The following is a 14160-nucleotide window of genomic DNA, read 5'->3' as shown; positions in this document are numbered from 1 at the left end:
GGGTGACCGTGCGGACGGAAAGCATCGCGAGGAGGCAGTCATGACGGCATTCGTGCTGGTACCGGGCACGCACATGGGCGGCTGGCTTTGGCGGGAGGTGGCCGACCGGCTGCGGGAGACGGGGGCCGAGGCGTACGAGGCGACGCTCACCGGCATGGGCGACCGCCGCCATCTGGCCGGGCCGGGGACGGATCTGGAGACGCACATCGAGGATCTGGTGCAGCTGATCGACCACGTGGACGCGCGGGAGGTCGTGCTGGTGGCCCACTGCTACGGCAGCTACCCCGTGCTGGGCGCCGCCGACCGGCGCCCCGAGCGGGTCTCCCGGATCGTCTATGTGAACACCCCTCTGCCGCAGGACGGCTACTCGATGCTCGGCCAGGTGCGGGAGCAGATGCAGGACGAGGCGACCCGCGAGGGGATGCTGCGCCGGGCAGAGGAGGCCGAGGACGGCTGGCGGATGATGCCGCCGACACTGGAGGAGCCGCGGAACTCGGCGAGCCTCACGGGGGTGTCCGAGGACGCGCTCGTGCGGCTGAACCGGCTCGCCGCACCGCAGCCGCTGGGCACGTTCACCCAGCCGCTGCGGCTGTCGGGCGGAACGGCAGAGATGCCGATGACCGGCGTCTTCTGCACGGAATCGGGGCCGGGCATCGCCATGGTCGAGGCCCTGGTGGCGACGGGGGACCCGCGCTTCCAGGAGCTCGCCGACCCCCGGTGGGGCTTCTTCGAACTCGCCACCGGGCACTGGCCGATGCTCTCCTGCCCCGACGAGCTGGCCGGGGTGCTGCACCGGGCCGCCGCGGACGAAGGGCGGCGGGTGACCGCCGGCGGTCAGGACGCGGACCGCGTCGCGGCCGCGTAGTCGGCCCAGATCCGCTCCGGGAAGCCGTTGCCCCGCTGCGACGTGTCACCGCCCACGTCCGACATGGGCAGCAGCTTCCCGTCCTCGGGCTTCATCCGGAACATGGTCACCGCCGTGGAGACCTCCTTCGTACAGCCGACGTACCAGGCCGACCTCAGCCGGTCCTGGTCGCCGGTGCGGCCCGCTCCACCCAGCGCGTCGGAGACGTCCTTCGCCACCGCCTTGGGCAGCGCGTGCCGCGCCTTGGCCCGGCTCTCGAAACCGCCGACCGGCTGGCCGTCCTTGAGCAGCTTGGTCACCGAATAGGGGTCGTTCTGCAGGCCCTGATTGGCGAATGTGCCGTACGCGCCGGCCATGCGGATCGTGCTGGGCGTGGACGTGCCGACGGAAAAGGAATCGTCCGGCTTGGCCATGCTGTCCTTGAGCAGGCCGGAGCGGACGGCGGTGTCCCGCACCTGGTCGAGCCCCACCTCCTTGCCGAGCCGTACGTAGGTGGCGTTGCCGCCCTTGGCGAGGGCCTGGCGGAGGCTGGGGTGGGAGTCGTCGGGCTGTGAATCCGCCGACGGATTCTGCAGGGTGCCGTCGTTGCCGTAGAAGCTGTCGGGCTCCACGTCCTTGCGGTCGCCGCCTTTCGTCTCCGCACCGTGCTGGAGGGCGGCGGCGAGGACGAACGGCTTGAACGCGGAGCCGACCGGGACGCCGGAGGTATCGGCGTTGTTGGTGAAGTGCTTGGTCGCGTCGGGGCCGCCGTAAAGAGCGAGGATCGCGCCGTCCGAGGGGCGTACGGAGGCGGCGCCCACCTGGACGTCCTCGTCGGCCGGACGCTTCTTGGGGTCGATGTTCTTGTCCAGCACACCCTGCACCGACCGGGTCAATTGCTGGACCCGGTTCTTGTCGAATGTGGTGTGAATCTTGTAGCCGCCGTGGGCCAGATCCTGATCGGTCAGCATCGAGTGCGACTTGATGTATTTGTTGGCGACGTCGACGAGATATCCGGTCTGGCCGCCGAGGTTGGTTGCCATGGACTGCTTGTGGGGCTCGGGGAAGGTCCGGTACTTCTCCCGCTCCTCCTCGGTCATCCGGCCGGTCTTGACCTGCCGGTCGAGGATCCACTTCCAGCGTTCCTCGGCGCGCTTGTGGTTGTTGGAGCCGGCCGAGGGGTCGTAAAGCTCGGCGCCCTTCAACAGCGAGGCCAGCAGCGCGCCTTGGCCCGGGTCGAGCTTCTTGGCGGGAATGCCGTAGTACGCCTGGGCCGCGGCGTCTATCCCGTACGCGCCGCGGCCGAACCAGCTGGTGTTCAGATAGCCCTGGAGCACATCCTTCTTGCTCTTGGTCCGGTCGACCTTGAGCGAGATGATGAATTCCTTGGCCTTGCGGGTGACGGTCTGTTCCTGGGAGAGGTACGTGTTCTTCACGTACTGCTGGGTGATCGTCGAACCGCCCTGTGTCTCCTGCCCCTGCGCGGTGCTGACGATGGCCCGGAAGATGCCCTTCGGTGACACGCCGCGGTCGCTGTAGAAAGTCTCGTTCTCCGCCGCTATCACCGCGTTCTGCACGGATTCCGGGACGTCGGAGAGCCGCACGATATTGCGGTTGACCTTGCCGATGCTGACCATCTGGGTGCCGTCCGCCCAGTAGTAGGTGTTCGCCTCCTGGACGGCGGCCGCGTTCTCGTCGGGAATGTCCACGCTCGCGTACACCCACGCGAACAGTCCGGCCAGCGCGCCGACGCCCAGCACGAACGTGCTCAGCCACTGCCGCCACGACGGCAGCCATCGGCGAATGCCGGCTCTTCCGTGCCGCGGGTAGTCGATGAACCGCTTACCGCGTGCGTGCCGCTGTCTCGTGCCCAAGGTTCGAAACGCTCCTGCAGATCGGCGTTGCCGTCGAAGACGGCCGCGCCGGGGGGCGCGGTTGGCCGATCTGTATGAGCGTTGTGTGACAGGCACTTCGGGCGTGGACCGGTTTCGGGCGATACGTCGCCGTTGACGGATTCAGACGGTGACGACACCCGCTTCCCCGGCGCCGGGGAGAGGACCACCGGCCTCGGGGAGCGAGATCCCGTCGGGGGTGCGGGAACCGTCCTTGACGTAGGCCACCCCCGTCGTCCCGAAGATCATCATGATGCCGACCAGGACAAGAAGCCCGAATCGCTTGACCATCAGCCCTCCCAAGGAGCACGAACAAAAGCCAACTCAGGCTGCCCGGTGCCGTGTTGGCCATTCCCGGTCCGCCCACAATGACCCCCACCGAGCGCCCTGGAGAACTCAAGTCCGACGGAGGCGGCGCCGACGGCGCCCCGCCCCGTTACGCCTGGTACTCCGTGAGGTCGATGGCGTGGATGCTCAGCGCGTGACCGTACTCCGGGTGCGCGGTCTCGCGCTCCGGTTCCATGCCGAGCTTGCGGATGACGTTCTCGGAGGCGTCGTCGCCCAGGCGGCTGACGCTGATGACGCGGTCCAGGCCGCGGTCCGTGAGCGCGAACTCCAGCGTGGCCTGCGCGGCCTCGGAGGCGTACCCCTGGCCCCAGAACTGGGAGCCGAGCCGCCAGCAGATCGACACCTCGGACCGCGCCTCCGGCAGGAACTCCGGCACGGTCAGGCCCGTGAACCCGATCAGCTCACCGGAGCCGAGGAGCTCGACGGCGAAGAGGCCGAAGCCCTCGTCGTCCCACTCCTCCTCCCACCGCTCGATGTCCTCCGCGGTCTGCTCCAGATCGCGCACGGCGCCGTCACCGACCCACCGCATGACCTGGGGGTCGGCGTTGATGTCCGCCATGGGCGCGAGGTCGTCGTCGTGCCAGCGGCGCAGGAGGAGGCGGGGGGTGCGGATCTCTGTCATGCACCTATCTTCGCCGGTCATCGGCGCGGGCCGCGCACCACCCACATTGGATGCAGTGCCACATACACATAAAAGAAGAGTGGAAGCGCATTTCCATTTCCACCCCGGGCGACGTGGAACACATTCCGGCCACGGGTAAGTGTTCTTCTCCACATTCCGGCGGGCGATCCACGACTTCCGGCGGGTCCCGCACATGCCGCCGCGATTCGGGAGCCGGTGAACTCTCGCACCCGACAAGGGAATCCGCACGTCGGGACCCCCCGGAAAATCACCCACGGCGCATAAAGCGTGTAAGCGGCCCATTAGCCGAGCACCCCTGACCCGCACAAGCCCTTACCCCGAGTACGACCGAAAATCAAATCTTCACAAACTCTTGACGTCCGGAGTGCGCGACTCACACCATTCACCGCAAGGCCTGCTCGACCGACACACCGGCCAGGACGGAATCCCGCCCTCTCCGGGCGGTACCCCCGGCCCCGCTCCCCCACAGCGGCCGCACCGCGGGACTCCCCGAGACATGGCCCGGCCCCGCTCCCCCCAATGAAGGCGATACCTCTATGAGTGACCGCACGCTCACCGCGGGCGACACCCGGCCCGACACGGCCGTCACGGCAACGGCGTCCCAGCACGTCGACGCCGGTGACGCGGGCTACAGCAAGGACCTCAAGTCCCGGCACGTCAACATGATCGCCATCGGCGGAGCGATCGGCACCGGCCTCTTCCTCGGCGCGGGCGGCCGCCTCTCCAGCGCCGGCCCCTCCCTCTTCATCGCCTACGCGGTGTGCGGCGTCTTCGCCTTCTTCGTCGTGCGGGCCCTCGGTGAGCTCGTCCTCTACCGCCCCTCCTCCGGCGCGTTCGTCAGCTACGCCCGCGAGTTCATGGGCGAGAAGGGCGCGTACACCGCCGGCTGGCTCTACTTCCTCAACTGGGCCACCACCGGCATCGCCGACATCACCGCGGTCGCCACGTACACCCACTACTGGGGGATGTTCAGCAGCCTGCCGCAGTGGGTGATCGCCCTGATAGCCCTCGCGGTCGTCCTCACCGTGAACCTGATCTCGGTGAAGTACTTCGGCGAGATGGAGTTCTGGTTCGCGATCATCAAGGTCGCCGCACTGATGGCCTTCATGGTCATCGGCATCTTCCTGCTGATGTCCCAGCACGACGTGGGCGGCCACACCCCGGGCCTGGGCAACGTCCTCGACCACGGCGGCGTCTTCCCCACCGGCGTGATGCCGATGCTGATGGTCATCCAGGGTGTCGTCTTCGCCTACGCCTCGGTCGAGCTGTGCGGCGTCGCGGCGGGCGAGACCAAGAACCCCGAGAAGATCATGCCGAAGGCGATCAACTCGATCATGTGGCGCGTCGGCATCTTCTACGTCGGCTCGGTGATCCTCCTCGCGCTGCTGCTCCCGTACACCTCGTTCACCGGCGACGAGAGCCCGTTCGTCACCGTGCTGTCCAAGATCGGTGTGCCGTACGCGGCCGGCGTGATGAACCTCGTCGTGCTCACCGCGGCCCTCTCCAGCCTCAACTCCGGCCTCTACTCCACCGGCCGCATCCTGCGCTCGATGGCGATGTCCGGCTCCGCGCCGAAGTTCACCGGCCGCATGAACAAGGGCCAGGTGCCCTACGGCGGCATCCTGCTGACCGCCTTCTTCTGTGTCCTGGGCGTCGGTCTGAACTTCGTCGTCCCCAAGGACGCCTTCGAGATCGTCCTGAACTTCGCGGCGATCGGCATCATCGGCACCTGGGGCATGATCATGCTCTGCTCCCTGCTGTTCTGGTACCGCTCCAAGGACGGCCGGGTCACCCGCCCCGGCTACCGCCTGCCGTGGGCCCCGTACACCCAGATCGTCACGCTGGTCTTCCTGGCCGGTGTGCTCGGCCTGATGGCCTCCGAGCCCGGCGCGAGCCGCACCACGGTCCTGTGCCTGCCGCTGATCGGGGCGATGCTGGTCGGCGGCTGGTTCCTCGTCCGCGGCCGGGTGGCCCGCACCCAGCGGGAGAAGGAGCTCCAGCAGGGGTAAGTGCTTCCAACGCCGAAGGGCCGGCCGGTACGGATGATCCGTACCGGCCGGCCCTTCGGCGTTGTCGGGGTGCGGGCGTCGTTACGCCACGGTCCCGGACTTCGCGATGGTGATCTTCGCGCGGGTCGCGCCCGAGTGGGTGCCCAGGGACTCGATCTTCTTCACCAGGTCCATGCCCTCGACGACCTCGCCGAAGACGACGTGCTTGCCGTCCAGCCACGGGGTGACGACGGTGGTGATGAAGAACTGCGAGCCGTTGGTGTTCTTCCCGGCGTTCGCCATGGAGAGCAGACCCGGCTTGCTGTGCTTCAGCTGGAAGTTCTCGTCGGCGAACTTCTCGCCGTAGATGCTCTTGCCGCCCGTGCCGTTGCCGGCGGTGAAGTCGCCGCCCTGGAGCATGAAGTCCGGGATGACCCGGTGGAAGCTCGAACCCTCGTAACCGAAGCCGTGCTGGCCGGTGGCGAGCTCACGGAAGTTCTTCGCCGTGTTGGGAACGACGTCGTCGTGCAGCTTGAAGACGATACGGCCCGCGGCCTCGCCGTCAATGGTGATATCGAAGAAGACGTTGGAAGACATGGAGGCATCCTGTCACAGGCGTCGCACGAGGTGGCGGAGGGCGCTCGCCGGCCGCGGGTGTCAGCTCTGCGTGATGCCCGTGATCAGTTCGTCCGCCGCCGCGTACGGGTCCAGGCCGCCGCTGACGATGCGCTCCGCCAGGGCGTCCAGGCGGCGGTCGCCGTGGAGGTCGCCGATGCGTGCGCGGAGGGCGGTGACCGCGATCGTCTCGACCTCGCGGGCCGCGCGGGCGATGCGGCGCTCGGCGAGGACGCCGTGCTCCTCCATCCAGGCGCGGTGCTTCTCCAGGGCCTCGACCAGCTCGTCCGTGCCCTGGCCGCGGGCCGCGACGGTCTTGACGATGGGGGGCCGCCAGTCGCCGGGGCCACGGGCCTCGCCGAGGCCGAGCATGTGGTTCAGCTCGTGGGCCGTGGCGTCGGCGCCGTCGCGGTCGGCCTTGTTCACGACGTAGACGTCGCCGATCTCCAGGATCCCGGCCTTGGCCGCCTGGATGCCGTCGCCCATCCCGGGGGCGAGCAGCACCACGCTGGTGTCGGCCTGGGAGGCGATCTCGACCTCGGACTGGCCGACGCCGACGGTCTCCACGAGGATCACGTCGCAGCCGGCCGCGTCGAGGACGCGGATGGCCTGGGGGGCGGCCCAGGCGAGGCCGCCGAGGTGGCCCCGGGTGGCCATGGAGCGGATGTAGACGCCGGGGTCGGAGGCGTGGTCGGACATCCGCACGCGGTCGCCGAGCAGGGCGCCGCCCGAGAAGGGCGAGGAGGGGTCGACGGCGAGCACGCCGACCCGCTTCCCGGCCTTGCGGTAGGCGCTGACCAGGGCCGAGGTGGAGGTCGACTTGCCGACGCCGGGCGAGCCGGTGAGGCCGACGACGTAGGCCCCGCCGGTCAGGGGGGCCAGGGCCGCCATCACCTCGCGCAGTTGGGGGGACGCCCCTTCCACCAGGGAGATCAGCCGGGCGACGGCGCGCGGCCGCCCCTCCCGGGCCTGCTCGACCAGTGCGGGGACGTCCGCCATGACTGCTCCGTTCCGACGTTTGCGACGTTTGCGACGTTTTCCAGGGGTTGCCGTGCGACCGCCTGTCGGCTGCCGGGCGTCAGTTCCCCGGGACGCGGACGATCAGGGCGTCGCCCTGTCCGCCGCCGCCGCAGAGCGCGGCCGCGCCGACCCCGCCGCCGCGCCGCTTGAGCTCCAGGGCGAGGTGGAGGACCGTGCGGGCGCCGGACATGCCGATGGGGTGGCCCAGCGCGATGGCCCCACCGTTGACGTTCACCTTTTCGGGGGAAACGCCCAGATCCTTTATCGACTGCACCAGAACGGCGGCGAATGCCTCGTTGATCTCGATCAGGTCGAGGTCGTCGACGGTCAGCCCCTCCTTGCGCAGCGCGTGCAGGATCGCGTTGGACGGCTGCGAGTGGAGGGAGTTGTCGGGGCCGGCCACATTGCCGTGGGCGCCGATCTCGGCGATCCAGGCGAGGCCCAGCTCCTCGGCCTTGGCCTTGCTCATCACGACCACGGCGGCGGCGCCGTCGGAGATCTGCGAGGAGGTGCCGGGCGTGATCGTGCCGTCCTTGGCGAAGGAGGGGCGCAGCTTGCCGAGGACCTCGACGGTGGTGTCGGGGCGCACGCCCTCGTCCTTGCTGAAGAGGACGGGGTCGCCCTTGCGCTGCGGGATCTCCACGGGGGTGATCTCCGCGTCGAAGAGGCCGTTCTTCTGGGCGGCGGCGGCGCGCTGGTGGGAGCGGGCGCCGATCTCGTCCTGCTCGGCGCGGCGGATGCCCAGGCGGGTGTTGTGCTTCTCGGTGGACTCGCCCATGGCGATGCCCTCGTAGGCGTCCGAGAGGCCGTCGTGGTGCATCGAGTCGAGCATCTCGATGGAGCCGTACTTGTAGCCCTCGCGGGACTTGGGCAGCAGGTGCGGGGCGTTGGTCATCGACTCCTGGCCGCCTGCCACCACGATGTCGAACTCACCGGCGCGGATGAGCTGGTCGGCCAGCGCGATGGCGTCGAGGCCGGAAAGGCAGACCTTGTTGACCGTGAGGGCGGGCACGCTCATGGGGATGCCGCCCTTGACGGCCGCCTGGCGGGCCGGGATCTGGCCGGCGCCCGCCTGGAGCACCTGGCCCATGATCACGTACTGCACCTGGTCGCCGCCGATGCCCGCCCGGTCGAGGGCGGCCTTGATGGCGAACCCGCCGAGTTCGGCGGCGGAGAAGGAGCGCAGGGAGCCGAGCAGCCTGCCCATGGGCGTACGGGCGCCCGCGACGATCACAGATGTGGTGCCGGTCGAACCGTTCGTACCAGTCATGAGGCGCGGCCCCTTCGAGGCGGAGAGGTTAACGATGGTTCCCGTCAATGTACTGAGCGGTAGGCGCCCGGTCACCGGGCCGAAGGTGTGATCGCGCGCACGTTGCGTAACCACGCCGGAGAGCGGTGCACTGGTTCCATGCTGACTCGTATCGACCACATCGGGATCGCCTGCTCGGACCTCGACACCACCGTCGAGTTCTACCGTGCCACGTATGGCTTCGAGGTGTTCCACACCGAGGTCAACGAGGAGCAGGGGGTGCGCGAGGCCATGCTCAGGATCAACGGGACCGACGACGGCGGCGCCTCCTACATCCAGCTGCTGGAGCCCACCCGCCCGGATTCCGCGGTCGGCAAGTGGCTCGCCAAGAACGGCGAGGGCGTTCACCACATCGCGTTCGGTACGCCGGATGTCGACGCCGACGCCGCTGCGATCGGCGGCAAGGGCGTACGCGTCCTCTACGAGCAGCCGCGTACCGGATCCATGGGCTCCCGCATCACCTTCCTGCACCCCAAGGACTGCCACGGCGTACTGACCGAACTGGTCACCTCGGCGCCTCCGGCGGACCCGGAGCACTGACCCGCACCTCCCCCGGCCGGTAGAGTGCAGGTTCGGCCGGGGTACGGGTGGGGCCCGGGCCGAGCTGTACCGATGATCTGACACCATTTCTTCGGAAGGGCAGGCTCCGGGTTCCTCCGGTTTATGCGGGACGGGGCCGGCCGCCAACGCGACCAGGGGACGGATGGGACCGCGCAGTGCGGGGCAACGACCGCTACGAGGCTGACGACCACCTCTCGCAATTCGAAGCCGAGATGGAGCGGCTGAAGAAGGAGCGGGAGAAGGCGGTCCAGCACGCCGACGACCTCGGCTATCAGGTCGAGGTGCTGCGCGCCAAGCTGCACGAGGCGCGCCGCAATCTCGCCCACCGTCCGGCATACGACACCGCCGATATGGGCTACCAGGCGGAGCAGTTGCTCCGTAATGCCCAGATTCAGGCAGAGCAGATGCGGACCGACGCGGAGCGCGAGCTCCGCGAGGCGCGCGCCCAGACGCAGCGCCTGCTCCAGGAGCAGGCGGAGCGGCAGGCCCGGATGGAGTCCGAGCTGCACGCGGAGGCCGTCGCCCGCCGCCAGCGCCTGGACGAGGAGCTCAACGAGCGCCGCCAGACCGTCGAATCGCACGTCAACGAGAACGTCGCGTGGGCGGAACAGCTGCGCGCCCGGACGGAGTCCCAGGCCCGGCGCCTGATGGAGGAGTCCCGGGCGGAGGCCGAGCAGTCCCTGTCGGCGGCCCGCGCGGAGGCCCAGCGGCTGACCGAGCAGGCCCGCGGCCGGCTCAGCGCCGCCGCGGAGGAGACGCGTGCCGAGGCCGAGGCGCTGCTGCGCCGTGCCCGCGCCGACGCGGAGCGGCTGCTGGCGGCGGCTTCCGCGCAGGCGCAGGAGGCCACCGACCACGCCGAGCAGCTGCGGACGGCGACCAGCACGGAGTCCGACCAGGCCCGCGCGGTCGCGGCCGAGCTGACGCGCACGGCGGAGGCGCGCCTGTCGGAGGCCGACGCCGCGCTGCGCGAGGCGCGGACCGAGGCGGAGAAGGTCGTCACCGAGGCGACCGAGTCGGCCACCCGCACGCTGTCGTCGGCGGAGTCCGAGCACGAGCAGCGGTCCCGTACGGCGAAGGCCGAGATCGCCCGCCTCGTCGGCGAGGCCACCAAGGAGGCCGAGGCCCTGCGGGCCGAGGCCGAGCAGCTGCGCGACGACGCCCGCGCCAAGGCCGAGCGGCTGCTGGCGGAGGCCGCGGAGAACGCCCGCAGCGCCGCCGCGGAGGACTCCGCGGCGCAGCTGGCGAAGGCCGCGCGCACGGCCGAGGAGGTGCTGACCAAGGCGTCCGAGGACGCCCAGGCCACCACGAAGGCCGCGGCGGCGGAGGCCGAGCGGATCCGGGGCGAGGCGGAGGCGGAGGCCGAGCGGCTGCGCGAGCAGGCCGCGGACACCGCCGAGCAGCTCAAGGGCGCCGCGAAGGACGACACCAAGGAGTACCGCGCCAAGACCGTCGAGCTCCAGGAGGAGGCACGGCGGCTGCGCGGCGAGGCCGAGCAGCTGCGGGCCGACGCGGTCGCCGAGGGCGAGCGGCTGCGGAGCGAGGCCCGGCGGGAGGCGCTCCAGCAGATCGAGGAGGCCGCCAGCACCGCCGAGGAGCTGCTCGCGAAGGCGAAGGCCGACGCGGAAGAGACCCGCGGCGGGGCGAGCGCGGAGAGCGAGCGCGTGCGCGGCGAGGCCGCCGAGCGCGCGGCGAGCCTGCGCAAGCAGGCCGAGGAGGCGCTGGAGCGGGCCCGCACCGAGGCCGAGGAGATGGCCGAGGAGGCCGAGGACCACGCGGAGCGGACCCGCACGGAGGCCGCCGAGGCCGCGAAGCAGCTGCGCGAGGAGGCCGAGCGGGCCGCGGAGGCGCGGCGCGCGGAGGCCGCCGAGGAGCTGACGCGGCTGCACGCCGAGGCGGAGACGCGCGTCGAGTCCGCCGAGAAGGCGCTGCGCGAGGCCCGTGCGGAGGCGGAGCGGCTGCGCCGGGAGGCCGCGGAGGAGACGGAGCGGTCCCGTACGGAGGCCGCGGAGCGGGTGCGCGCGCTGCGGGCGCAGGCCGAGACGGAGGCGGAGCGGCTGCGTGCCGAGGCCGCCGAGGAGGCGTCGGCCGCCCGTACGGAGGGCGAGTCCGTGGCCGCGCGGCTGCGGAGCGAGGCCGCCGCGGAGGCGGAGCGGCTGAAGTCGGAGGCGCAGGAGACCGCGGACCGGATGCGGGCCGAGGCGAACGCCGCCGCGGAGCGCACGGCCGCCGAGGCCGCCGAGGCCCTCGCGGCCGCGCAGGAGGAGGCCGTCCGGCGCCGCCGTGAGGCGGAGGAGCTGCTGGGCGACGCCCGCACCGAGGCGCAGGCGGAGCGCGAGGCGGCGCGCGAGCAGAGCGAGGAGCTGCTGGCTTCGGCGCGCAAGCGGGTCGGCGAGGCGCAGGAGGAGGCCCGGCGCCTGGTCGAGGAGGCCGAGCAGCGCGCCACCGAGCTGGTGACGGCCGCGGAGCAGACCGCCCAGCAGGTGCGGGACTCCGTCGCGGGGCTGCACGAGCAGGCCGAGGAGGAGATCGCCGGGCTGCGCTCGGCCGCCGAGCACAACGCAAAGCGGACGGTCACCGAGGCGCAGGAGGAGGCGGACCGGGTCCGTGCCGACGCCTACGCGGAGCGGGAGCGGGCCGGCGAGGACGCCGCCCGTACGCGCTCGGAGGCGCAGGCCGCGTCCGAGGCCGCGAAGGCGCTCGCGGAGCGCACGGTCTCCGAGGCGATCGCCGAGGGGCAGCGCCTGGAGGCGGAGGCCGCCCGGGTGCTGGACGAGGCGCGCGAGACCGCCAACTCCCGCCGTTCGGAGGCCGCGGAGCAGGCGGACGAGCTGCTCGCCGAGGCCATGGCCGAGGCGGAGAAGCTGATCACCGAGGCCGAGGCCGCGGTCGTGACGGCGCAGCAGGAGGCCGACGGCCACCGGGCACAGGCCGCGGAGCAGGCCGACCGCCTCAAGGCGGACGCCGAGGCGGAAGCCGAACGGCTGCGCGCCGAAGGCGCCGAGGCCCTGGAGACCGCACAGCACGAGGCCGCCCGTACGACGGACGAGGCACGCGAGGCCGCCAACGCCCGCCGCACCGAGGCCGCCGAGCAGGCCGACGAGCTGATCACCGAGGCGACGACCGAGGCGGAGAAACTCGTCGCCGAGGCGAAGCGCACCGTCGTGGACGCCCGGGAGGAGGCCGACGGCCACCGCGCGGAGGCCGCCGCCGAGGCGGAGCGGCTGGTCGCCGAGGCCACCCGTACCCTCGAGGAGGCGCGGGCGACCGCCGAGGAGCTGGTCGCGAAGGCGTCGGCCGAGGCCGACCGCATGGTGTCCGACGCGTCGGCGAAGGCGCAGCAGATGCGTACGGACGCGTCCGACGCGCTGGCCTCCGCCGAGCAGGACGCGGCGCGGGCGCGGGCCGAGGCCCGCGAGGACGCGAACCGGATGCGGACCGAGGGCCACGCCGAGGCGGAACGGATCGTCAACACGGCGGCCGAGCTGACCTCTTCGGCGCAGGACGACGCCGACAAGATCGTGGACGAGGCGCGCGAGGCGGCGGGCGCCCGCCGCACCGAGGCCGCCGAGCAGGCCGACGAGCTGATCGCCGAGGCCACGGCCGAGGCGGAGAAGCTGATCGCCGAGGCCGGCCGAAGGGTGGAGGAGGCCCGCGAGGCCGCCGAGGCCCATCGGGCGGAGGCCGCGGAAGCGGCCGACCGCCTCAAGGCGGACGCCGAGGCGGAAGCCGAACGGCTGCGCACCGAAGGCGCCGAGGCCCTGGAGACCGCACAGCACGAGGCCGCCCGCACCACCGACGAGGCACGCGAGGCCGCCAACGCCCGCCGCACCGAAGCCGCCGAGCAGGCCGACAGCCTGGTCGCGGAGGCGACGGCCGAGGCGGAGCGGATGGCCGTGGAGGCCGCGGAGGCGCTGAGCTCCGCGCAGGAGAACGCCAACAGCACGCGCGCGGACTCCGCGAAGCTCAAGGCCGACGCCGTCCTGGAGGCGGAGCGGGTGCTCGCCGAGGCGCGCGCCGAGGGCGACCGGACGGTCGACGCGGCGCGGGACGCGGGCGCGCAGAAGCTGACGGAGGCCGCCGAGAAGGCGGACGCCCTGATCGCCAAGGCGCAGGAGGAGGCCGTACGGACGGCCGCCACCGCCGAGGAGCAGGCCGACACCATGGTCGGTGTGGCCCGCCGTGAGGCGGAGCGGATCGTCACGGAGGCCACCGGCGAGGGCAACGCGCTGGTGGAGCAGGCCCGTACGGACGCCAACACGCTGCTGGCCGAGGCCCGCGGGGACGCGACCGCCATAAGGGAGCGCGCGGACGAGCTGCGCACCCGGGTGGAGACCGAGGTCGAGGAGCTGCACGACCGGGCACGCCGGGAGGCGTCCGAGGCGATGCAGTCGGCCGGCGAGCGCTGCGACAAGCTCGTGGTCGCCGCGACCGAGCAGCTCGCGGAGGCGGAGGAGAAGGCGAAGAAGCTGGTCTCCGACGCCAGCAGCGAGGCGAGCAAGGTCCGTATCGCCGCGGTGAAGAAGGCCGAGGGGCTGCTCAAGGAGGCGGAGACGAAGAAGGCCGCCGTCCTGCGGGAGTCCCAGGCGCTGCTGAAGGACGCCGAGGAGAAGAAGGCCGCCGCCGTACGCGAGTCGGAGCGCCTGCGCACCGAGGGTGCGGAGGAGGCCAAGCGCCTTGTCGAGGAAGGAAAGCGGGAGTTGGAGGTGCTGGTCCGGCGTCGCGAGGACATCAATGCCGAGATTTCCCGTGTCCAGGACGTGTTGGAAGCGTTGGAATCTTTTGAAGCCCCGGGGGCGGGAAGCGCCAAAGAGGGCGGGGTGAAGGCAGCAGCGGGTGCGGGTGCAACTCGATCGGGTGGCAAGCAGTCCCAGAAGTAGCCACTCAAACGAGGGGTCATTCTCCAGATCTGCCAACCGTCCACTCGATGACACGCCGCTCGC

Annotated in this window: 10 protein-coding genes; 4 read left to right on the top strand and 6 right to left on the bottom strand. The window is 71.3% G+C overall.

From position 1 onward, the window contains the following. Positions 1-40 precede the first annotated feature (40 nt). Positions 41-865: an alpha/beta fold hydrolase gene (locus tag DXZ73_RS28825; protein WP_116213941.1), complete on the top strand. Its 825-nt coding sequence runs from the start codon at positions 41-43 to the stop codon at positions 863-865. Here DXZ73_RS28825 and DXZ73_RS28820 read toward each other — a convergent pair. The 3 genes from DXZ73_RS28820 to DXZ73_RS28815 form a co-directional block, all read right to left on the bottom strand. Then, positions 835-2718, bottom strand: a complete 1884-nt coding sequence (locus DXZ73_RS28820) for a transglycosylase domain-containing protein (protein WP_116213940.1) — start codon at positions 2716-2718, stop codon at positions 835-837. The genes DXZ73_RS28825 and DXZ73_RS28820 overlap by 31 nt on opposite strands. A 141-nt stretch (positions 2719-2859) precedes the next feature. After that, positions 2860-3027 carry a hypothetical protein gene (locus tag DXZ73_RS38410; protein WP_162890362.1) on the bottom strand — a complete coding sequence of 56 codons (168 nt, stop codon included), beginning with the start codon at positions 3025-3027 and terminating at the stop codon, positions 2860-2862. 145 nt (positions 3028-3172) lie between these two features. After that, positions 3173-3706: a GNAT family N-acetyltransferase gene (locus tag DXZ73_RS28815; RefSeq protein WP_116213939.1), complete on the bottom strand. Its 534-nt coding sequence runs from the start codon at positions 3704-3706 to the stop codon at positions 3173-3175. A 557-nt stretch (positions 3707-4263) separates the two neighbouring features. Between DXZ73_RS28815 and DXZ73_RS28810 the strand changes: the two genes are divergently transcribed. Continuing rightward, positions 4264-5736: an amino acid permease gene (locus DXZ73_RS28810; RefSeq protein ID WP_116213938.1), complete on the top strand. Its 1473-nt coding sequence runs from the start codon at positions 4264-4266 to the stop codon at positions 5734-5736. A gap of 81 nt (positions 5737-5817) precedes the next feature. Here the strand turns inward: DXZ73_RS28810 and DXZ73_RS28805 are convergent, their stop codons facing one another. The 3 genes from DXZ73_RS28805 to DXZ73_RS28795 form a co-directional block, all read right to left on the bottom strand. Continuing rightward, positions 5818-6312 (bottom strand): peptidylprolyl isomerase, encoded by a 495-nt coding sequence (locus tag DXZ73_RS28805; protein WP_116213937.1) that lies wholly within the window; start codon positions 6310-6312, stop codon positions 5818-5820. A gap of 60 nt (positions 6313-6372) precedes the next feature. Beyond that, positions 6373-7329 carry a methylmalonyl Co-A mutase-associated GTPase MeaB gene (gene meaB / locus DXZ73_RS28800; RefSeq protein ID WP_116213936.1) on the bottom strand — a complete coding sequence of 319 codons (957 nt, stop codon included), beginning with the start codon at positions 7327-7329 and terminating at the stop codon, positions 6373-6375. 79 nt (positions 7330-7408) lie between these two features. Next, positions 7409-8620, bottom strand: a complete 1212-nt coding sequence (locus DXZ73_RS28795) for an acetyl-CoA C-acetyltransferase (protein ID WP_116213935.1) — start codon at positions 8618-8620, stop codon at positions 7409-7411. A gap of 138 nt (positions 8621-8758) precedes the next feature. Here DXZ73_RS28795 and mce point away from each other — a divergent pair, with 138 nt between their 5' ends. Further along, positions 8759-9199 (top strand): methylmalonyl-CoA epimerase, encoded by a 441-nt coding sequence (mce, locus tag DXZ73_RS28790; protein ID WP_116213934.1) that lies wholly within the window; start codon positions 8759-8761, stop codon positions 9197-9199. Between the two features lie 176 nt (positions 9200-9375). Further along, positions 9376-14097 carry a polarized growth protein Scy gene (scy, locus tag DXZ73_RS28785; protein ID WP_116213933.1) on the top strand — a complete coding sequence of 1574 codons (4722 nt, stop codon included), beginning with the start codon at positions 9376-9378 and terminating at the stop codon, positions 14095-14097. Positions 14098-14160: the final 63 nt, after the last annotated feature.

Source organism: Streptoverticillium olivoreticuli subsp. olivoreticuli (assembly GCF_003391135.1).
Lineage (GTDB): Bacteria > Actinomycetota > Actinomycetes > Streptomycetales > Streptomycetaceae > Streptomyces > Streptomyces blastmyceticus.
The sequence above is the reverse complement of the archived record's forward strand: the minus strand, read 5'-3'. Positions and strand labels throughout refer to the sequence as shown.

Excerpts from the sequence above, each read along its gene's own strand:
- DXZ73_RS28825 (WP_116213941.1), top strand. The coding sequence starts at position 41 with ATGACGGCATTCGTGCTGGTACCGGGCACGCACATGGGCGGCTGGCTT.
- DXZ73_RS38410 (WP_162890362.1), bottom strand. The coding sequence starts at position 3,027 with ATGGTCAAGCGATTCGGGCTTCTTGTCCTGGTCGGCATCATGATGATC.
- DXZ73_RS28815 (WP_116213939.1), bottom strand. The coding sequence starts at position 3,706 with ATGACAGAGATCCGCACCCCCCGCCTCCTCCTGCGCCGCTGGCACGAC.
- DXZ73_RS28810 (WP_116213938.1), top strand. The coding sequence starts at position 4,264 with ATGAGTGACCGCACGCTCACCGCGGGCGACACCCGGCCCGACACGGCC.
- DXZ73_RS28805 (WP_116213937.1), bottom strand. The coding sequence starts at position 6,312 with ATGTCTTCCAACGTCTTCTTCGATATCACCATTGACGGCGAGGCCGCG.
- meaB (WP_116213936.1), bottom strand. The coding sequence starts at position 7,329 with ATGGCGGACGTCCCCGCACTGGTCGAGCAGGCCCGGGAGGGGCGGCCG.
- DXZ73_RS28795 (WP_116213935.1), bottom strand. The coding sequence starts at position 8,620 with ATGACTGGTACGAACGGTTCGACCGGCACCACATCTGTGATCGTCGCG.
- mce (WP_116213934.1), top strand. The coding sequence starts at position 8,759 with ATGCTGACTCGTATCGACCACATCGGGATCGCCTGCTCGGACCTCGAC.